17 protein-coding genes and 1 tRNA gene are annotated in these 19569 nt (G+C 62.4%); 17 read left to right on the top strand and 1 reads right to left on the bottom strand.

Translation table 11 applies throughout. The features are described from left to right. The first annotated feature begins 20 nt into the window (after positions 1–20). The 13 genes from ACGHEN_RS08730 to lysS all read left to right on the top strand — a co-directional run bounded on the left by ACGHEN_RS08730 (position 21) and on the right by lysS (position 9814). A complete protein-coding gene (locus ACGHEN_RS08730; RefSeq protein WP_349088619.1) occupies positions 21–932 on the top strand; it encodes an HAD family hydrolase in 912 nt (303 codons plus the stop codon). Between the two features lie 51 nt (positions 933–983). Then, positions 984–1868 carry a glutamate racemase gene (gene murI, locus ACGHEN_RS08725; protein WP_390398806.1) on the top strand — a complete coding sequence of 295 codons (885 nt, stop codon included), beginning with the start codon at positions 984–986 and terminating at the stop codon, positions 1866–1868. A 55-nt stretch (positions 1869–1923) separates the two neighbouring features. Continuing rightward, complete coding sequence (gene rph, locus ACGHEN_RS08720; RefSeq protein ID WP_195624931.1) at positions 1924–2649, top strand: ribonuclease PH; 726 nt, start codon at positions 1924–1926, stop codon at positions 2647–2649. An 87-nt stretch (positions 2650–2736) separates the two neighbouring features. Beyond that, the gene (locus ACGHEN_RS08715; protein WP_390396430.1) at positions 2737–3246 is read left to right on the top strand and encodes a transposase; all 510 of its coding nucleotides are present in this window, start codon (positions 2737–2739) and stop codon (positions 3244–3246) included. Continuing rightward, positions 3189–4094: an IS3 family transposase gene (locus ACGHEN_RS08710; RefSeq protein WP_082222915.1), complete on the top strand. Its 906-nt coding sequence runs from the start codon at positions 3189–3191 to the stop codon at positions 4092–4094. The genes ACGHEN_RS08715 and ACGHEN_RS08710 overlap by 58 nt, the downstream gene beginning before the upstream one ends. Before the next feature lie 167 nt (positions 4095–4261). Further along, positions 4262–4903 carry an RdgB/HAM1 family non-canonical purine NTP pyrophosphatase gene (gene rdgB / locus ACGHEN_RS08705; protein ID WP_118081031.1) on the top strand — a complete coding sequence of 214 codons (642 nt, stop codon included), beginning with the start codon at positions 4262–4264 and terminating at the stop codon, positions 4901–4903. Between the two features lie 3 nt (positions 4904–4906). Further along, positions 4907–5353: a D-aminoacyl-tRNA deacylase gene (dtd, locus tag ACGHEN_RS08700; RefSeq protein WP_349088621.1), complete on the top strand. Its 447-nt coding sequence runs from the start codon at positions 4907–4909 to the stop codon at positions 5351–5353. 130 nt (positions 5354–5483) lie between these two features. Continuing rightward, on the top strand, positions 5484–5780 hold the full coding sequence (locus tag ACGHEN_RS08695) for a Veg family protein (protein ID WP_117799674.1): 297 nt from the start codon (positions 5484–5486) through the stop codon (positions 5778–5780). Between the two features lie 2 nt (positions 5781–5782). After that, complete coding sequence (gene ispE / locus ACGHEN_RS08690) at positions 5783–6679, top strand: 4-(cytidine 5'-diphospho)-2-C-methyl-D-erythritol kinase (RefSeq protein WP_390398801.1); 897 nt, start codon at positions 5783–5785, stop codon at positions 6677–6679. Between the two features lie 49 nt (positions 6680–6728). Next, positions 6729–6805: transfer RNA gene (locus tag ACGHEN_RS08685), tRNA-Pro, on the top strand. Between the two features lie 112 nt (positions 6806–6917). Next, on the top strand, positions 6918–7193 hold the full coding sequence (gene tatA / locus ACGHEN_RS08680; protein ID WP_158554565.1) for a twin-arginine translocase TatA/TatE family subunit: 276 nt from the start codon (positions 6918–6920) through the stop codon (positions 7191–7193). A 106-nt stretch (positions 7194–7299) separates the two neighbouring features. Further along, positions 7300–7770: a transcription elongation factor GreA gene (gene greA / locus ACGHEN_RS08675; protein ID WP_006234960.1), complete on the top strand. Its 471-nt coding sequence runs from the start codon at positions 7300–7302 to the stop codon at positions 7768–7770. Between the two features lie 79 nt (positions 7771–7849). Next, complete coding sequence (gene lysS / locus ACGHEN_RS08670; RefSeq protein ID WP_346978581.1) at positions 7850–9814, top strand: lysine--tRNA ligase; 1965 nt, start codon at positions 7850–7852, stop codon at positions 9812–9814. A gap of 426 nt (positions 9815–10240) precedes the next feature. Here lysS and ACGHEN_RS08665 read toward each other — a convergent pair whose 3' ends face one another. After that, positions 10241–11362: an IS110 family transposase gene (locus tag ACGHEN_RS08665; RefSeq protein ID WP_117846440.1), complete on the bottom strand. Its 1122-nt coding sequence runs from the start codon at positions 11360–11362 to the stop codon at positions 10241–10243. 303 nt (positions 11363–11665) lie between these two features. Between ACGHEN_RS08665 and ACGHEN_RS08660 the strand changes: the two genes are divergently transcribed. The 4 genes from ACGHEN_RS08660 (at position 11666) to ACGHEN_RS08645 (ending at position 19487) form a co-directional block, all read left to right on the top strand. Next, complete coding sequence (locus ACGHEN_RS08660) at positions 11666–13234, top strand: threonine/serine exporter ThrE family protein (RefSeq protein WP_390398797.1); 1569 nt, start codon at positions 11666–11668, stop codon at positions 13232–13234. 310 nt (positions 13235–13544) lie between these two features. Then, positions 13545–14093 carry a DUF2798 domain-containing protein gene (locus ACGHEN_RS08655; protein WP_390398794.1) on the top strand — a complete coding sequence of 183 codons (549 nt, stop codon included), beginning with the start codon at positions 13545–13547 and terminating at the stop codon, positions 14091–14093. A 281-nt stretch (positions 14094–14374) separates the two neighbouring features. Beyond that, positions 14375–18814 carry an acyl-CoA dehydratase activase gene (locus ACGHEN_RS08650; RefSeq protein ID WP_390398792.1) on the top strand — a complete coding sequence of 1480 codons (4440 nt, stop codon included), beginning with the start codon at positions 14375–14377 and terminating at the stop codon, positions 18812–18814. Continuing rightward, positions 18798–19487: a TetR/AcrR family transcriptional regulator gene (locus ACGHEN_RS08645; protein WP_055285228.1), complete on the top strand. Its 690-nt coding sequence runs from the start codon at positions 18798–18800 to the stop codon at positions 19485–19487. The genes ACGHEN_RS08650 and ACGHEN_RS08645 overlap by 17 nt, the downstream gene beginning before the upstream one ends. Positions 19488–19569: the final 82 nt, after the last annotated feature.

The following is a 19569-nucleotide window of genomic DNA, read 5'->3' as shown; positions in this document are numbered from 1 at the left end:
TCTATGTAAACGGAGTGACCATGTCCCACAACATCCTGCCGACCGTTGCCGAGCTTTCGGGCGAGGTGCGCGAGCGCCTTGCCAAGGTCAAGTATGTCTTTACCGATCTGGACGCCACGATGCTCGCCCCCGGCTCGTGTGTACTGCGCGATAACGACGGCAATCCCTCGACCAAGCTCGTCGAGGCGGTTGTCGCGCTCGCTCGTGCCGGCATCCAGGTGGTCCCCACCTCGGGTCGCAATCGCACCATGATCCATGAGGACGCCCGCGTGCTCGGCCTCAACTCCTACATTGGCGAGATGGGCGGCCTGGTCATGTACGACCTCAAGGCCAACGACTGGGAGTACCTGACGGGCGACATGCCCTACGACCCCGCCTGCGGTCTCACGCCGCACCAGGTGATCGAGCAGACCGGCGTGTGCGAGAAGATCCTTGCCCGCTGGCCGCACAAGATCGAATACCACAACGACATGTCGACCGGCTACAAGTACCGTGAGGTCACCGTCGGCATGCGCGGCGATGTGCCCGACGATGAGGTCCAGGCCATCCTGGACGAGGCCGGCTGCGGTCTGGTCTGGGCTTGCAACGGCCATCTGACTCACCTGTCCAAGCCGACGACGCTCGAGCTTAATCGCGTCGAGGACGGCCGCGCCTTCAACATCAATCCGGCGGGTCTCAACAAAGGCGTTGCCATTGCGCGCTTCTGCGAGCACCTGGGGATCGAGCGCGAGGAGACGCTTGCGCTCGGCGACTCCGAGTCCGACTTCTACATGGCCGACCATGTTGGCATGTTCTGCCTGGTCGAGAACGGTCTGACGAGCGCCGGTGCCCCGGAGTTCTTGGATGCCTGCGACAATGCCTATATTACGCGCGGCAAGATTGTCGACGGTTGGGTGGCAACGGCCGAGCTGTTGGTCGCGGCCCGTTCGTAGCGCGACGCATCACGCATGGTCGCATTTTTCGAGAGAGAATCTGGTGAGGTAATGTCCGATATCGATAATCTGGCCGGGGACACGCGTCCGATCGGCGTGTTCGACTCGGGCCTGGGCGGCTTAACGGTCGCGCGCGCGATTGCAACGGCGCTTCCGCACGAGTCCGTCTACTATTTCGGTGACACTAAGCGCTGCCCTTATGGCACCCGCACCGAGGACGAGGTTCGCTCGTTTGCGCTGCAGGCGGGCCGCTGGCTATCGAGGCACGACGTTAAGATCATGGTCATCGCCTGTAACACGGCGACCGCCGCGGCCTTGCGTCTGGCTCAGCAAGTGCTTGACGTTCCCGTGATCGGCGTGATCGCTCCGGGCGCACGTGCTGCCATCAACAGCACGCGTACGCGTCGCGTGGGCGTGCTCGCCACCAACCTCACCATTCGCTCGGGTGCCTACACGCGCGCCATTCAGGACTTGGATGCTGGTGTCGATGTGTATGGCTGCCCGGCCTCGAGCTTTGTCGAGGTCGTCGAGCACGAGCTCGCCTCGGGCGCGCACCTGCAGGAGCAGTGGCTCGAGAACGAGGATATTTTTGATACGCCAGCCGTTCGCGCGCTGGTCGGCGCCACAGTCGAGCCGCTGCACGATCGCGGCATCGATACCGTGGTGCTCGGCTGTACGCACTTCCCGCTGCTGGTGGATCCCATCCGCCATGCGCTGGGACCCGGGGTGCGCGTGGTGAGCTCCGCCGAGGAGACCACCCGCGAGCTGACCGATATCCTCACGCGCCGTGAGCAGCTGGCGGGCGATACCGCCGAGCCACAGCATCGCTTTGCCACCACGTCTGACAACATTGCCGAGTTTGCGGTGGCGGGTAGCTTTATCTTTGGCCAGCCGCTCAAGAGCATCGAACATATCGATATCGACGAACTGAAATAGATGCAGGGTTATCGTCCAAAGACTTGCCCCCTTCTTTTGCCGAAAGGATATTTCTATGGAGTACATGCAGGTCAACCGCGCCAACGGCCGTGCCGCCAACGAGCTGCGCCCCGTCAAGCTCACCCGTGGTGTTATGAAGCATGCCCACGGCTCGTGCCTGGCTGAGTTCGGTGACACGCGCGTGCTGTGTGCCGCCACCATCGAGGAGGGCGTGCCGGGCTGGCGCAAGGGCGCCAAGGCCGGTTGGGTAACCGCAGAGTATGCCATGCTGCCGGCATCGACCGGTAAGCGCTGCAAGCGCGAGTACGCCAATCGTAAGGGCCGCTCCATGGAGATCGAGCGCCTCATCGGCCGCAGCCTGCGTACCGTCGTCAACATGAAGGCGCTCGGCGAGTACACCGTCACCGTCGACTGCGATGTGATCCAGGCCGATGGCGGCACGCGTACGGCGAGCATTACCGGCGCCTGGGTGGCGCTGCATGATGCCCTTGCCATGTGGGTCGAGGCGGGCAAACTCGAGCGCATTCCGCTCACGGGCCAGGTCGCTGCCATCTCAATGGGCGTTGTCGACGGCAACACCCTGCTCGACCTCGATTATTCCGAGGACAGCCACGCCGAGGTCGACATGAACCTCGTTGCCACCGATACCGGTGAGATGATCGAGCTCCAGGGTACCGGCGAGCAGGCACCTTTCGACCGCAAGCGCCTCAATGCCCTGCTCGATTTGGGCGACAAGGGCATCGCCGAGCTCATCGAGCTTCAGCGCCAAGCCCTCGCCTAACCTGCCAAAAAGGGACAGGTTTATTTTGAACTGCATCCCATTTCTTGGACTTTGAAATTAAGGTTCGAGAAAAGGGAGGCATCGGAAATGCCCCGCAGGAAGAAGGCAAGATACGGTCGCGAGATGAGGGCACGCGCCGCCGACCTGTTCGAGGCCGGCCTCGGCTTCGAACTCGCGGCCAAGAAGCTCGACGTTCCCGCCCCGGCGGTGAGAAAATGGCTCTACGCGTACCGGGCAACCGGGAGGAAGGGGCTGATCGGGATGGGCGAGAGCCGCAGGACCTACGACATGGAGACCAAGCTCGCCGTCGCGAGGGCCGTCGTGGACGAGGGGATGCCGCGGTCGGAGGCGATGGCCCGCTTCGGCATCGCCGCCGCCACATCGCTCGACCGCTGGTGCAGGCTGTACCGCGACGGCGGGCCGGAGGCGCTCGAGCCGGGACGCCGCGGCAGGCCGGAGGGCCCCGGGGGGCGGACGCGCGAGCGGGAGCTCGAGGAGCGCGTGCGCAAACTCGAGGCCCAGGTGGCGTATCTAAAAAAATCGATAGCCCTGAAAGCGGAGAAGAGCTCTCAAACTGGGAGAAAGCCCAGGTCGTAGCCTCCCTTTCAGGGCACCACCGCCTATGCGACCTGCTCGCGGCCGCGCGGCTCGCGCCGTCGAGCTACCACTATGCCGTAGCGCACCCGCCGAGAGCGACCCGGCCAGAGCTCCGGGAGGCCGTGCGCGAGATCTTCTCGAGGACGGCGAACGGGTGCGGCCACCGCCAGATAGCGATGTGCCTGAGGGCCGAGCTGGGCGCGAGGATAGCGGACAAGACGGTCCTCAAGATGATGCGGGAGCTCGGCATCCGCTGCGGCATCCGCCGGGAGACCGACTACCATCGCTACAACTCCTACCGCGGTCCGGTCGGCGAGAGATTCGACAACCTGATAGCGCGTGACTTTCGCGCGGGCGCCCCGTGGGAGAAGCTCGGGACCGACGTCACGGAATTCAGGCAGCCCTGGGGCAAGGCGTACTTCGCCCCGGTCTACGACTTCTGCACGAAGGAGATCGTCTCCTGGTCGGTGTCGACGAGCCCGGACATGGCCCAGCAGGAGGAGGTGCTCAGGCGCCTGTTCGCGAGGATGCCGGCCGGGGCCTCGCCGATCGTCCACAGCGACATGGGATGGCAGTACCAGCACCCTAGGTGGACCGGCGAGCTCAGGAGGCACGGCGCCAGGCAGAGCATGTCGAGAAAGGGCAACTGCCTAGACAACGGGGCGACGGAGCAGGTGTTCGGGCATCTCAAGGACGAGTTCTTCAGGGGCGTCGAGTGGGCCGACTTCGAGTCCTTCAAGAGGGACCTCGACGCCTATGTCGTGCATTGGAACACGAGGCGTCGCCAGGTGGCGCTCGGCGGCCTCACCCCGGTGGAGTTTCGGAAACGGCTATTGAAAGCGTCCTAGTGTTCGCTTCTAATAAAGAAGGCCAAGATTCGGGACGCAGTTCATTTTGGCAGGTTTTATCTGGGAAAACGTCGAAGTATAAGACTGCCGTTGATTGAGACGGGAGAGAGGCCGAAGTCCTCGTCGTCCTCAACTCGGCATTGCTGTAGAGACAAAGGAGGCCAGCTATGGCACTTGAGAAGATTGACATCGACACCCTCGACCCGGCGGCGACCATCGTCGTGGCAACCGGCAACGCCCATAAGCTCACCGAGATCGAGGCCATTTTGGGCAAGGTCATGCCCGAGGTGCGCTTTGTGGCGCTCGGCCAGCTGGGCGATTTTGAGGACCCCGAGGAAAACGGCACGACGTTTTTGGAGAACGCCATCATCAAGGCGCAGGCTGCGGTCGAGGAGACGGGCCTTATGGCCATCGCCGACGACTCCGGCTTGGTCGTCGATGCGTTGGACGGCGAGCCGGGCGTGTATAGCGCGCGCTATGCGGGCGTGCATGGCGACGATGCCGCCAACAACGCCAAGCTTCTCGTTAACCTGGAAGGCGTGGCAGACGAGGACCGTACCGCGCGCTTTATGAGCGTCGTCGCGCTTATCGATACGGACGGTCTGGTCACCTATGGCGAGGGCGCCTGCGAAGGCGTTATCGCGCACGAGGGCCGCGGCGAACACGGTTTTGGCTACGACCCGCTGTTCCTGCCGGTCGATACGCCGGGCAAGACCATGGCCGAGCTCACGGCGGACGAGAAGAACGCCATCAGCCATCGTTTCCATGCGCTCGAGCATCTGTCCGCCAAGCTGACGGGCGAGGAGTAGACCGTGCGTGCGGTGGTGCAGCGCGTGCTCAACGCCAGCGTGACAGTCGACGACGAGTGCGTGGGCCGTATTGGACGCGGCTACTTGGTGCTGCTGGGCGTGGGCCACGGCGACACACGCGCCGAAGCCGACAAGCTGTGGGGCAAGCTCCGCGGGCTGCGTATCAACGAGGACGAGAACGGCAAGACCAACTTGGCGCTGGCGGATGTCGACGGCGAGGTGCTCGTGGTGTCGCAGTTCACGCTGTTTGCCGACTGCCGCCACGGCCGCCGTCCGTCGTTTACGGACGCCGGCGCGCCCGATGTCGCTAACGAACTTTACGAGTACTTTTTGACACTCGTCGCTCAGGACGTTGAGCATGTGGCGCACGGTATCTTTGGCGCCGATATGAAGGTCGACCTGGTCAACGACGGTCCGTTCACCATCGTCCTCGACACCGATAGTCTGTAAGTAGTCAATTTGGGACCGGGCTTTTTTAGCTGCTTGCGTATGGCTGCAACAGGGTGCTATAGTATTAGAGTTTTGTCTATCTTAGGGGTATTATCCCCTTTTTGAATTGCACCCTCTGGAGGCCCTATTCATGGAAGAGATGGAAGTCAATCACGTCGACGACATCCACGAGAAGCTGACCGATATGGTGGGCGATCGCGTCAAGGTTAAGGCCAACATGGGCCGTACCCGCGTCATCGAGCGCATGGGCACCATCAAGAGCGTCCACCCCGCTGTCTTTATCGTTGAGGTTGACGAGCGTCGCGGCCGCAAATCGCGTCAGTCCTACCAGTACATCGATGTCCTTACCGGCCAGGTCGAACTGTTCGACCCCGAGAGCGGCGAACATATCTTTACCCCGCTCGGCAACCAGCTCGAGGAGCACTAACGGTGACCGATCGGTCCCTCATCCTTACCGCGCCGGCAAAGATTAACCTCTATCTGGGGGTTCATACCGAGCGCGACGCCCGCGGCTATCACAGGGTCGATTCCCTGATGGCAGCCGTCGGTCTAGCCGATACCGTGACGGTCACGCCGGCGCAGGCGTTGACCGTCCAGACGGTTCCGGCATCCGATTTTCCCATGCAAAAAAATACGGCCTATCGGGCGGCAATCGCTATGGCCGAGCGTTACGGTCGCGATGCCAACGTGTGCGTGACGATCGAAAAGCGTATCCCGCTGTGCGCCGGCCTGGGAGGCCCCTCGACGGATGCCGCTGCGGTCATCGTTGCCTTGGCCGAGCTGTGGGGTATCGACCGCGCCGACCCCGCGCTCGATGACATCGCTCGCGGTATCGGCGCCGACGTGCCGTTCTTTTTGCACACGAGTCCCGCATTCTACGTTGGCGGGGGAGATGTGCTGGCCACTGAGTATCCTGTGCTTCCGGCGACACCTGTCGTATTGGTCAAACCGCACGAGACGAGCATTTCAACGGTTGAAGCGTATCGACGATTTGATGAGAGCCCGGTGCCCGCGGAAAAACCCGATGCGATTGCTTCTGTCTTACGCGCCGGCGATGCCGAGGCGGCATATGCGCTCGTTCATAACAATCTGGGCGTCATATCCGCGCAGATGGAGCCGCGGATTCAGGCAGTTCTCGACTGGCTGCGCGCACAGGAGGGAACCGTTGCCGTGGACGTGTGTGGTTCGGGTGCTTGCTCGTTTGCCATTTGCGATACCGTCGCTGCAGCAGCCCATCTTGCGGGAGCTGCCCAGCAAAATGGCTGGTGGGCCTGCGCGACTGAGCTTATTCCCAACACGGTTCAAATCGACGCGCCAAAGAAATAAAAATTTCTCTAGCACGCGACGAAAATCTTTGTTACTATAGTCGAGCTAACGGGTTGTGGCTCAGTTTGGTAGAGCACTGCGTTCGGGACGCAGGGGTCGCTGGTTCAAATCCAGTCAACCCGACCAGAGCATGAGAAGGGACCGCTTCTTGCGGTCCCTTTTTTTAGCTATTGTTGTGATACCGCGGCACCCGCGGTATACTCATTCGAGCTTGTCTCGCTGTATTGTGGAGGTCTACATGTTTGGACTGAGGGCTCCTGAGCTCATCATTATTCTCGTCGTTGTCTTGATCATCTTCGGGCCTAAGAACCTGCCGAAGCTCGGCAAGTCTCTCGGCTCTACCGTCAAGAATATCCGCGAGGGCATGGAGGGCGACGATAAGGGCGAAACCAAGCAGGCCGAGGACGTTGTGGTCGAGGAGTCCAAGGAGGACAAGGAGATCGCAGAGCTCGAGGCCAAGCTCGCTGCTGCCAAGAAAAAGCAGGCAGAGGACAGCGACGCGGACGCAGAGTAGTCCCATCCCTTTGGGGTGAGCACCTGACCGGCTTGCCCGCAGGCTAGCCGGTCTTTTTCGTTTTGTTGACAGTTGATCGTTACATCATAGTTGGGGAGATATCCGTATGGACGCAAGCCAGATCGTACTGACCGCTGAGGGCCGCCAGAAGCTCGTCGAGGAGCTCGCTTGGCGTGAGGGCGATTACGCCAAGGAGATCGTCGAGGACATCAAGGAAGCCCGCGCGTTCGGCGACCTTTCGGAGAACTCCGAGTACGATGCCGCCAAGGACAAGCAGGCCCAGAATGCTGCTCGCATTGCCGAGATTCAGGCCATCCTCGCCAACGCTCAGGTTGCTGCCACCACGGGCGATCTGACCGTCTCCATCGGTTCCACCGTTTCTCTGATCGATCCCAACGGTGAGGTCATGGAAGTCACGCTCGTCGGTACCACCGAGACCAACTCGCTCGAGCACAAGATCTCCAACGAGTCTCCGGTCGGTCACGCCATCATCGGTCACGGCGAGGGCGACTCCGTTGAGGTCGTTACGCCTTCTGGCAAGACCCGCGTCTACACCATCGCCAAGATCGCACGCTAGACCACGGTCCCGCGTAAAGGTATGTTTTCGCTCCCTGGGACCGAATCCTGGGGAGCGTTTTAGTTTGAGGAGCTAACTTATGGCAGAGAACCAGAACGTCGCTGATCAGGCCTCGACGCTCAACGACGAGCGCGCCACGCGTCTGGCAAAGCGCGCCGCCCTGTTCGAGGCGGGCCAGAACCCCTATCCCGAGCACTCCGAGATCGAGGACTATGTCGTCGACATTGAGGCCAAATATGCCGATCTTGCCGATGGCGAGGATACTGAGGACGTCGTGAAGATCGGCGGCCGCGTGGTCGCCAAGCGTGGCCAGGGCAAGATCATGTTTATCGTCGTGCGCGACGCTACCGCCGAGATTCAGCTGTTCTGCCGTATTAACGACATGGACGAGGCGGCCTGGAGCACGCTTAAGGCCCTCGACTTGGGCGATATCCTGGGCGTGACCGGCGTGGTCGTGCGCACCAAGCGTGGCCAGCTTTCCGTCGCCCCCAAGAGCGCGACGCTGCTCTCCAAGGCCGTTCGCCCGCTGCCCGAGAAGTTCCATGGCCTCTCCGACAAGGAGACCCGCTATCGTCAGCGCTATGTCGACCTGATTGCCAACGACGATGTTCGCGAGACCTTCCGCAAGCGCTCGCAGATTCTTTCCACCTTCCGCCGCTTTATGGAGTCCGACGGCTACATGGAGGTTGAGACCCCCATTCTGCAGACTATCCAGGGTGGCGCTACGGCTAAGCCGTTCATCACGCACTTCAACGCGCTCGATCAAGAGTGCTACCTGCGCATTGCTACCGAGCTGCACCTCAAGCGCTGCATCGTCGGTGGCTTTGAGCGTGTCTTCGAGATTGGCCGCATCTTCCGTAACGAGGGCATGGACCTTACCCACAACCCCGAGTTCACCACGATGGAGGCCTACCGTGCCTTCTCCGACCTCGAGGGTATGAAGGCGCTCGCCCAGGGTGTCATCAAGGCTGCCAACAAGGCCATCGGCAACCCCGAGGTCATTGAGTACCAGGGTCAGACCATCGATCTTTCCGGTGAGTGGGCAAGCCGTCCCATGACCGACATCGTCTCCGACGTGCTCGGCAAGCAGGTCACCATCGACACGCCGGTCGAGGAGCTTGCCGCCGCCGCACGCGAGAAGGGCCTGGAGATTAAGCCCGAGTGGACTGCTGGCAAGATCATCGCCGAGATTTACGATGAGCTGGGCGAGGACACCATCGTCAACCCGACCTTCGTATGCGATTACCCCATCGAGGTCAGCCCGCTTGCCAAGCGTTTTGAGGACGATCCGCGCCTGACGCACCGCTTTGAGCTGGTCATCGCCGGCCACGAGTACGCCAACGCATTCTCCGAGCTCAACGACCCGGTCGACCAGGCCGAGCGCTTTGCTGCCCAGATGGCTGAGAAGGCCGGCGGCGACGACGAGGCTATGGAGTACGACGAGGACTACGTGCGCGCCCTCGAGTACGGTATGCCTCCCGCGGGCGGCATCGGCATCGGTATCGATCGCGTGGTCATGCTGCTCACCAACCAGGCTTCCATTCGCGACGTCCTGCTGTTCCCGCACATGAAGCCCGAAAAGGGTTTCCAGTCCGGTGCCGCCGCTGCCAAGGCTGCCGAGGCCGGCAACGCCGCAAGCCCGTTCGTCAAGCCGCTCAAGCCCACGCTCGATTACTCCAAGATCGCCGTTGAGCCGCTGTTCGAGGAATTCGTCGACTTTGATACCTTCTCCAAGAGCGATTTCCGCGCTGTGAAGGTCAAGGCATGCGAGGCCGTCAAGAAGTCCAAGAAGCTGCTGAACTTTACGCTCGACGACGGCACCGGCACCGACCGCACCATCCTCTCCGGCATCCATGGCTACTATGAGCCCGAGGACCTGGTCGGCAAGACCTTGCTCGCCATCACCAATCTGCCTCCGCGCAAGATGATGGGTATTCCCAGCTGCGGTATGCTGATCAGCGCCATCCACGAGGAGGAGGGCGAGGAGCGCCTCAACCTGATCCAACTCGACGCTTCCATCCCCGCCGGCGCAAAGATGTACTAGGGGGTTACGCGGGTTTACCAACCCGCGTAACCAGTTGACGCTGCAAGCCCGCCAGAGCGGCAATCTGCCTTTCAACTTCGGCGGCATGACCAAAAGGTCAATGCCGCCTTGTTTCAAGGCACCTTGCTCGCTCTGGCGGGCTTTCGCTCATATGACCCAATCCGCTGTCAAGAGCCACAATGGCCCCGCCGACCGCTTGCAATCGGTCGGCGGGGCCTGCCGTTAACCCGTCCCGGTCCGCCCCCGGCATGTCGTCGACGCCTTCGGCTCAGTCTCATATCCGCGGATACCGTTCTGTCGGCCCGCACTCCATTCCTTCGGCGGGGTTCCCCAAGTCTGTCGGGGCGCATGCGGAGGGCTCCGCGCGCACAGCGAAATAGGGGGTGTCCCCGAAGGCCGCCCGGCTCGCCGGGACGGGGGCTATGTCTATTCCGCGCCCTCCCGGCACATCATGCCGAGGGCCCAGAGCCACCTCACGAGCTCGGCCGCGGTGGCCGCGTTGGCCTTCGCCGCGGGCATGCCGCGGGCGAGCATCTCCTCGCGCCGCCGCAGGAGTCGCTCGGACCCCTTCCTCCCGTGCATTCTTATCTCGAGGGGCACGCCCGTGTCCCTCGGCATGAGCTTCGGCTGGTGCCGTGCCGCGGCGTAGCACCATGAGCCCTCAACGGCCAGCTTCCTCACGAGCGCGTTGCCCGCGCCGCTGATGCCTCCGAGCCGCACGGAGTCGCCGCTCGACCTCTGACTCGGCGCGAGGCCGAAGTAGGCCGTGACCTGCCTTCCGGAACGGAACCTCGTGAAGTCGCCGACCTCGGCCGAGAAGGCCGCGGCCAGCGCGAAGGCGCAGCCCTTGATCGACTGGAGGGCGGCCACCTCCGCGGCGATCGGGCTGGCATCCACGGCCGCCCTGTACTCGGAGAGCAGGTCCGCCCGGGCCTCCGCCGCGGCCTCGACCTCGTTCCTCAGGGCGGCGAGCGTCCGAACCCCGCCATCGTCCTCCGGCCTGACCTTGTCGAGCCACCTCAGGAAGTCGTAGGTCCAGTACTTCCTCGGGTTGCCGGCGGGCGTGGTGCCGCCGTAGGCGAACCCTCGCTTCGCGAGGAAGGCGAGCAGCCGCTGCTTGGCGGTCGCCAGGCGCGCGGTCGCCCCGTCGTAGGCGCCGGCGAGGTCCCTGATGCCTTCGACCTCGGGGGAGGGGACCCATACGGGGGAGATGTCGTGGGCGAGTATCGCCTTGGCCATCCTGGCGGCGTCGTTCCTGTCGTTCTTGGAGGCCGAGTCGGCGGCCGACCTGGGGATCTTCGAGACCGCGGCGACGACGCACTCGACGCCGAGCCCGGCGAGCTCCCTCTGCGGGGCGAAGCCGAGGTAGCCGCTCTCGTAGGCCGCGAGCGACGGCCCGGGGAACCCGTCCATCCACCCGGCGATCTCGCCCCAGGGGTTGCCGGGGAACCTCCTCGTCACGGCCTCGCCGGTGTCCGCGTCGAGGGCGCAGACGGTGGTCGACCTCAGGTGGACGTCCATCCCGAACGCGGTAGAATACTTTGGCATGGGAGCCTCCCAACCTCGTTGCGGCGCGGCTGCGCCTATGGCACTTCAACATCATTGTCGCAGCCCCGACCCGCGGTCACGAGCGGGGGCTCCTATCTTTTTAGTGCCCTCGGATTGGGTCATAGTGTCTGTCGTTGCCAGGGCATCGGCGTTGCCTTGGCCGTCAATAGTCATCGGGGGCATTCTTAAACGACTACTCAACGGCTATTGCGCACATGGCTCGCATGACAGTCGTCTCTTTTATGTTTCCTTTAGCCGTCGCTGCCTAGGATGGGAGTTAGTCGGCAGGAAGGGAGCGTCTATATGGACGACGCGAGCGAGCGTGCAATCGAAGAGGACATGCTCGATCAGTTCAACTACTTTGATGATGAGGACGAGGAGCTGATCGATCGTCGCGAGCCGGCGTCGCTCGATGCCTTCGACCTTGTTGGTGAAGAGCCCGACGAGGACGAGGTCGAATCAGCAGAGCCCCCACAGTCTTCGCGCCTGGACTCGCTGCTTTCGAGAGTCCCTATGCACCACGGCGCTCGTGCCGGCGCACTCCATATGAAAACTGACTGGCACCAGATCGTGACGGCAGGCGATGAACTTGCCGTCGATGCGCCGCTCACCGATAAGTCATCCATTATCTGCCGCACCGGCATGCTCATGCTGGCAAGCGGAACAGGTGCCTGGCGCGTGCGCGATACCATGAATCGTGTTGCTGCCGTACTCGGCGTCACGATTCACGTCGACCTGAGTCTTCTGTCGTTTGAGTGCACCTGCATCGAAGATGGCCACTGCTTTAACGAGGTCGTCAGCCTACCCACAACGGGGGTCAATACTCATCGCATTTGGATGATGGAGAGCTTCTTAAAGGAAATCGAGATTTACGGGCGCCGGTTTACCGTGCACGAGTACCACGAGATGCTCAAGACCGTTGAGAGCTCAAAGCCCGATTACGCTCCCTGGCAACAGGGCCTTGCGGCAGCCTGTGCTTGCGGCGCCTTCGTCTTTTTGCTCGGCGGCGGTCCTATCGAGATGGCCTGCGCATTCGTAGGCGCCGGTGTCGGCAACTTTGCTCGCTCCCATATTCTCAAGCAGGGTCTTGGCCAGTTTAGCGCGCTGACGACTGGCGTTGCGCTCGCTTGCGTTTCGTATCTGCTGGCATTGCTCGGCCTTAGCCAGGTCATTCCAGGGGCAATGTCGCACCAAGAAGGCTATATCGGCGCCATGCTCTTTGTGATTCCCGGCTTTCCCCTCATTACGGCAGGCCTCGACATCGCTAAGCTCGACATGCGAAGCGGCATCGAGCGTCTTTCGTATGCTGTGTCAATTATTGTGATGGCGACCCTCGTAGGTTGGATGGTTGCCGAATGTGTGGGACTGGCGCCGGATGACTTCGCCCCGCTCGGCCTCTCACCGTTGGCTCTTACGCTCTTGCGCATTCTGATGAGCTTTATCGGCGTATTTGGCTTCTCGGTTATGTTCAACAGTCCGGTAAAGATGGCAGCGGCGGCAGGGCTCATCGGCGCCGTGTCTAATACCTTGCGCCTTACGCTCGTCGATGCGCCGACGATACTTCCTTTCCTGGGCCTGAGCGCAGGTATGCCTCCCGAGGCAGCTGCGTTTATCGGCGCACTGGTATCGGGGCTGCTCGCGAGCTTAGCCGAAATCAAGCTCACCTACCCGCGTATCGCCCTCACGGTGCCATCAATTGTCATTATGGTGCCTGGCTTGTATCTGTATCGCTCGATGTATTACATGTGCACCTTCGATACGGTCAATATGCTCGGCTGGTTTGTGCGTGCAGTGCTCATCGTGGCGTTTTTGCCCGTTGGTCTGGGTGTGGCGCGTACGCTCACCGACCCTCGCTGGCGCCACACCAGCTAATTGGTACAAGGGGGACAGGTTACTTTGCACCAAATGAGTTGCGGTGAAATAGGGACTGAATTGCTGCTTAAAGGGTCAAAACAGTCCGTATTCCACCGCAACTTATGGGGTCGGGGGATTATCGGTGCCCTGCATCTTCATAAACTCAACGCTTACGAAGCGCATGCGTTTCGTGCTAGGCTGGTTCCACCACATAAGTAGTCGCAGACGCGCGTACCACGGGCGGGCGAGATGAAGTCCCAACAGCTCCATCTCGCCCGCCCGTTTTTGTTGTGCGCCGCGGCGCAACACAGAAAGGACCATGCCCTTTATGCCTATCAACAAACGAGAGAGCCTGCTGTTCACCTTTATCATGTGCTTTTGCATGGTGCTCTGGATGAGCATCTACAACGTTGCCCTGCAGCACGGGGCCATCAACGGCGAGGTCGTTGCCGCTGCGTGGCTCGGCTTCCCCGTTGCCTATATCTTTGCCGTGTACTGCGACCGGTTCGTCGCCAGCCCGCTTGCCAAGGGTTTCGCCTTTAAGTACTTGGTCACTCCGGGCAAGAGCTCGCCGCTCGCCATGACGCTCGCCGTCAGCTCCTGCATGGTCGTTCCCATGGTCATCATCATGTCGCTCTACGGCGCGTGCGAAGGCCTGTTCCATATGCCCGGCGGCCCGCTTGCCAATCTGCAGGCGCTGCCGATGATGTGGCTCGTCAACATTCCGCATAATTTTGTGATGGCGCTGCCGTGGAACCTTTTGGTAGCCGGTCCGATTTCCCACTTCGTCTTCCGTCGCGCCTTCCCTGTGGGGACGGTTTTCAAGGAGGAGCATGCCGAGCTCTTGGAGCAGGCTATGGCTCCTGAGTGCGAGTAGCTCGCTTAGGGATCTGCTGAGCGCGGGCGACTTGCTTGGTTGGAGCCCTAAGCGTGGATAGCTCTCTCGGCGACATCGCGGGCGTGAGCGGTGCGCATGACCGGAGGGCCCGTGCTGCTCCGTTGCCCGACGTGCTAGCGCGCAGAAGAATCTGTTGGTGCATTCGGCGGCTGCTGAAGCGTTTCGGTAGCCGCTTTTTATACGGAGTTTAAATACAACAGTCTGTTGTATTACGTAGAGTGGTATATCTCTAGCAGGAAAAATGCGAGAGACGGAGCATTATGGCGTTGCTAGTAGGACTGGACGTAGGGTCGACGACGACCAAAGTTTACGCGATGCACGAGGATATGACCGAGGCGTGGTGGGGATATCGCCGCCATGGGGCGTGTCAGACAGCGAGCGTGCGCGCCATGCTCGGCGAGCTCGCCGAGCGCTTTCCCCATGAGTCGCTGCGCGTTGCGGTGACCGGCTCGGGTGCGCGCGATATCGCGACCGCGCTGGGCGCCTCGTACGTTCAGGAGGTGGTCGCCAACGCGCTCGCGATCAGCAGGTTCTATCCGCAGACGCGCTGCGCCATCGAGCTGGGCGGCCAAGACGCCAAGATGATCTTCTTCCGCACCAACGATAAGGGAGACATCGAGGTTGCCGACATGCGCATGAACGGTTCGTGCGCAGGCGGTACCGGTGCATTTATCGACGAGATGGCAAAGCTCATGGGGGTCGGCACCGAATCGGGCGAGTTCGAGCAGCTCGCAAGCCGGGGAACGACCGTCCACGAGGTCTCGGGCCGCTGCGGCGTGTACGCAAAGACCGATATCCATCCGCTGCTCAACGAGGGCATTCCTACCACCGACCTGGCGCTTTCGGCGCTTCACGCGGTCGCCCGCCAAACGATCGGCGGTCTGGCCCAGGGTATCGACATCGAGCCGCCGGTAATCTTCGAGGGCGGTACGCTCGCCTACAACCCCACGCTGGTCCGCGTGTTCCGGGAGCAACTGAATCTATCGGACGATCAGGTTATCGTCCCGCGCGATCCGCAGATCATGGTCGCGCGCGGTGCCGCCCTGTCGCTGACCGACATGTTCGCATCGTCCCAACCGATCGACCTTCCCGACGCTTTTGTCCGGCTGGATAAGCTCGAGACGGTCGCGCCCGCAAGCGGGGAGGGACGTCTTGCCCAGCCCTTTTTTGCCACACCTGCCGAGCAGGCGGATTTTACGGCACGCCATGGCAAAGAGACGCCGGCAAAGGGTCCGGATGCGTATGCGCCCGGAGAGACGGTGCGTGTGGCGCTCGGTATCGATTCGGGGAGCACGACGACCAAGTTCGTCCTGGTCGATGAGGCGGGTGAGCTTGTCGATTCGTTCTACGCGTCTAATAACGGCAGACCGCTCGACGTCGCCCAACAGGGTCTTGTCAGCTTGAAGAACCGCTGGGAGACAGCGGGAGTCACGCTTGCGATCGATGCCGTGGGCACCACGGGATACGGCGAGGAGCTTTTCGCGCGCGCGTTCCACGCCGACTACCATACGGTCGAGACGGTCGCGCACGCCCGCGCCGCGTGCACATGCGTTCCCGATGCGACCTTCGTGCTCGACATCGGCGGACAGGATATGAAGGCCATCTGGCTCAACCACGGCGTGCTGACCGATATCGTCGTCAACGAGGCGTGCTCTGCGGGCTGCGGCTCGTTCCTCGAGGGTTTTGCCAAAAACCTCGGAATAGCCGTTGAGGATATCGCGACCGAGGCATTTTCGTCCAAAGCCCCCGCCGTTCTCGGCAGCCGCTGCACGGTGTTCATGAACAGCAGCGTCGTTTCCGAGCAGCGGCGCGGTAAGGGTCCGGGCGACATCATGGCCGGTCTCTGCCGTTCGATTATCGAGAACGTGTTCACCAAGGTCATTCGCGTTTCAAATCTCAACCGTCTGGGCGACAAAGTCGTCGTCCAGGGCGGCACGTTCCGAAACGACGCGGTGCTGCGCGCATTCGAGCAGTATCTGGGCAAACCCGTCACGCGTGCGCCCCACCCGGGGCTGATGGGCGCTATCGGTATCGCCCTGCTCGCGCGCGAGGAATGCCGCAAGGGCGACGCCGGCACGTCGTTTATCGGGCTCGATGCCGTGGAGCGCTTCGAGCATCGCGAGTTCGGCGGCGTTACCTGCCGTCGGTGCAACAACCGCTGCCAGCGCGCGGTCGTGGCATTTGGCGACGGCTCGCTTTACGTCACGGGCAATCGCTGCCCGCGCGGCGGCGCCATCTCATGGGATGAGCTCGTGCGCGAGGTTCCCGCGGCGGAGGAGCTGCGTCCGCAGGGTACTTGCGAGGCACAGGCACCCGGCACGGGGCGCGACCGGACCGCGGCTGCCCCCAATCTCTTTGTCGACCGCGAGAAGCTGCTGTTCGAGTCGTACCCCACGGTTCCCGTCTGCGGGGGGCGCGATGTCACGATCGGCATTCCCCGTGTGCTCGAGTTCTGGGACACCATGCCGTTCTGGTCGACGTTCTTCAGCACGCTCGGCTTTAAGGTGCGCGTCTCGGGACGCAGCACCAAGGCGATGTACGAGCGCGGTCTGGCGCACGTCACATCCGACACCGTGTGCTTCCCGGCCAAGCTCGTCCACGGGCACATCCGCAATCTCGTCGACGCCGGCGTCGACCGCATCTTCATGCCCATCATCACGACGGTGCCCACCGAAAACACCGCCTCTACCAGCGAGTGGATGTGCGCCGTCGTAAAGGGATACCCCTACGTGATGCGCAATTCCGATAACCCGGAGGAGCGTTTCGGCGTTCCGTTCGATACGCCGCTGTTCCACTGGTACGACGAGGGCGACCGAAACCGCCAGCTCAAGGCGTGGTGCAAGGAGACCTTCGATATCGATGCCGACCTGGTTGCCAAGGCGACCGAGCAGGCGGACCGCGCGCAGCAGACGTTTGAGAACCAGCTGCAGCTGCGCGGCAGGCAGGTGCTCGAGAACGTGCGCGAGGACGGCGGCTACGCGGTGGTGATCGCTTCGCGCCCGTACCACAACGACCCGCTGGTCAACCACGGGCTGCCCAAGCTCTTCTCTGAGCGCGGCATCCCCGTGCTGACGCCCGATGCGGTGCCGGGGGTCTACAACGTCGATCTTTCCAACAGCCGCATCGACATCGTGAACAACTACCATGCGCGCATGCTGTCGTGCGCGGTCATCGTCGCATCGACGCCCGAGCTCGAGCTCGTGCAGATGGGCAGCTTCGGCTGCGGCCACGATGCGTATCTCACCGACGAGATCGCGCGCATGATGGGCGAGATGGGCTCCAAGGTTCCGATGATGATCAAGCTCGATGAGAGCGACGTCGCCGGTCCCATGGGCATTCGCGTGCGTTCGTTTATCGAGTCGGTCAACCGTCGTCGCGCGGAGGAGCGTGCCGAGGGCGCCCGGGTGCACGCGGTCCATCCGCTCGACGACCCGTATAAGGTCAAGTACACCAAGCGCGACCGGCACGACAAGATCGCGCTGGTCCCCAACACCTCCCATGCGTTCTGCAGGCTCATGACCGCGGCGATGCGCAATCAGGGCGTGCGCGCCGAGGCCCTTGATATCGGGCGCGAGGATGCCATCCGCCTGGGCAAACGCTATGTGCACAACGACATCTGCTTCCCCGCGCAAATCGTGATCGGCGAGGCGCTCGCGGCACTCGAGAGCGGTAAGTACGACCCGCACGACGTCGCCGTGGTGACTGGCAAGTATATCGGCGACTGCCGCCTGACGCACTACATGCCCCTGCTGCGCCGCGCGCTCGACGACGCGGGATACGACTATGTCCCGGTGCTCACCAACGACGACGTCGATGCCCACAATGCGCATCCGGGCTTCAAGCTCGGCCTTGGCCCGAGCATCCAGATCGCCTACGGTCTTCCCATGATCGATGCCCTCGAGGCCATGCTTAGGCGCATCCGTCCCTACGAGCTCGAGAAGGGCGCGGCGGACGCTGCGTTCGACCGCGCGCTCGATGAGGTTATCGAGGGCATGGAGCGCTCCGGGCTGAGAGGCCAGGCGACGGGCTTCAAACGCGCGCTTGCGATCATGGACGCCGTTCCGTACGACCGCTCGAACCCGCATCCGACCGTTCTCATCGTGGGCGAGTACCTGCTCAATTTCCATCTCGGCGCCAACCACGAGATCGAGCGCTACCTCGAGGACAACGGGCTCGAGGTCATCGAGGCGCGCATGACCGACGTGATCCGCAAGACCTATTTCTACAAGCATGCGCAGTCGCGCGAGTTCCACGTCGACCTGTCGCTGCCCGAAAAGGCCTGGTACGCCACGGCGGACAACCTGTTCGAGCTCGCGCACGACCGTTGCGACCGCCTGGGCGCGGCGAGCCCGCTCTACGAGTCGCCGACGCGCATGCCCGAGCTCGTGCGCGCGAGCGATAAGATCCTGCACCATACGTTCGATGCGGGCGAGGGCGTGCTGATTCCGGCGGAGATCCTCGAGCACGCCAAGCGCGGCTGCCGCAACTTCGTGATCCTGCAGCCGTTCGGGTGTCTGCCCAACCATGTCGTGGGGCGCGGGCTCATCCATGCGCTCAAGGAGCAGTATCCCACGGCGCAGTTCCTGCCGCTCGACTACGATCCCGACGTGAGCTTCGCCAACGTGGAGAACCGTCTTCAGATGCTCATCATGAACGCCAAGGCGCAGGGGTGCGGTGAGGCGCATGGCGAGACCGCGTAAGGACGCCGATGCGCCCGATGCACGCACCCGTATCATCGAGGCGTTTTGGGAGCTCATCGAGAACAACAGCATCTTCGAGCTGTCGGTTGGCGAGGTGACCCGCGCCGCCCGGTGCAATCGCGGAACGTTTTACTACTATTTTCACGATTTCGATGAACTCGTCGCCATCGCCATAGCCCAACTGCTACAGGATAACGAGCTCATCACCGATGCCCTCTGGCATTTTTCGAGCGAGGGCGACCTTTCGGCGTTCGACCGGCGCGACGTCCGCTGCCTGCTGCGGCGCATCGTCATCACCATGAGGGCGGGTGCCGCCGAGCAGGTCGTACAGGGCATCCATACGATCATCATCGACCGCGTGAGAGAGATCGTCCACCCCGACGGAGAAGAGCTCAAGGCGGATTCGAGCTTTGCGGTGGGCTTTCTGGTCTCGGGCATCATGGACTTTGTGATGGCGGTCGGCTTTGCCCGGGAGGGCGGCGAGGAGATAGACCTCGAGCAGCTGGGGGACAGCGCGTGCGCGTACCTGAGGGCGGTCGCCATGCAGACGGTGGAAACGGTCGCGCAAGTCGAGGGCGTCGATACATCCGAGCTGCTCGAACGCGTCTCCAAGGAGGCCGATGCCTATCGCGCATCGCGTGCGACGAGTCCCGACGTGGTGAAAGACGCCTAGGGTTTCTCTTGCGGGGCGCCTGTCGCGCATCGCGCGGTGAGTCCCGCGATGCGGTCATAACCTGCATTCATGTGAGCCGGGT

This window comes from Collinsella sp. i06-0019-1H4 (assembly GCF_042849575.1).
In the GTDB taxonomy this organism is placed as follows: domain Bacteria; phylum Actinomycetota; class Coriobacteriia; order Coriobacteriales; family Coriobacteriaceae; genus Collinsella.
Note: the sequence above shows the minus strand (reverse complement) of the source record. Positions and strands in the feature narration are given on the sequence as shown.

Coding starts and splice junctions, on each gene's coding strand:
- ACGHEN_RS08730 (WP_349088619.1), top strand. CDS start 21: ATGTCCCACAACATCCTGCCGACCGTTGCCGAGCTTTCGGGCGAGGTG.
- murI (WP_390398806.1), top strand. CDS start 984: ATGTCCGATATCGATAATCTGGCCGGGGACACGCGTCCGATCGGCGTG.
- rph (WP_195624931.1), top strand. CDS start 1,924: ATGGAGTACATGCAGGTCAACCGCGCCAACGGCCGTGCCGCCAACGAG.
- ACGHEN_RS08715 (WP_390396430.1), top strand. CDS start 2,737: ATGCCCCGCAGGAAGAAGGCAAGATACGGTCGCGAGATGAGGGCACGC.
- rdgB (WP_118081031.1), top strand. CDS start 4,262: ATGGCACTTGAGAAGATTGACATCGACACCCTCGACCCGGCGGCGACC.
- ACGHEN_RS08695 (WP_117799674.1), top strand. CDS start 5,484: ATGGAAGAGATGGAAGTCAATCACGTCGACGACATCCACGAGAAGCTG.
- tatA (WP_158554565.1), top strand. CDS start 6,918: ATGTTTGGACTGAGGGCTCCTGAGCTCATCATTATTCTCGTCGTTGTC.
- greA (WP_006234960.1), top strand. CDS start 7,300: ATGGACGCAAGCCAGATCGTACTGACCGCTGAGGGCCGCCAGAAGCTC.
- lysS (WP_346978581.1), top strand. CDS start 7,850: ATGGCAGAGAACCAGAACGTCGCTGATCAGGCCTCGACGCTCAACGAC.
- ACGHEN_RS08665 (WP_117846440.1), bottom strand. CDS start 11,362: ATGCCAAAGTATTCTACCGCGTTCGGGATGGACGTCCACCTGAGGTCG.
- ACGHEN_RS08660 (WP_390398797.1), top strand. CDS start 11,666: ATGGACGACGCGAGCGAGCGTGCAATCGAAGAGGACATGCTCGATCAG.
- ACGHEN_RS08655 (WP_390398794.1), top strand. CDS start 13,545: ATGCCTATCAACAAACGAGAGAGCCTGCTGTTCACCTTTATCATGTGC.
- ACGHEN_RS08650 (WP_390398792.1), top strand. CDS start 14,375: ATGGCGTTGCTAGTAGGACTGGACGTAGGGTCGACGACGACCAAAGTT.
- ACGHEN_RS08645 (WP_055285228.1), top strand. CDS start 18,798: ATGGCGAGACCGCGTAAGGACGCCGATGCGCCCGATGCACGCACCCGT.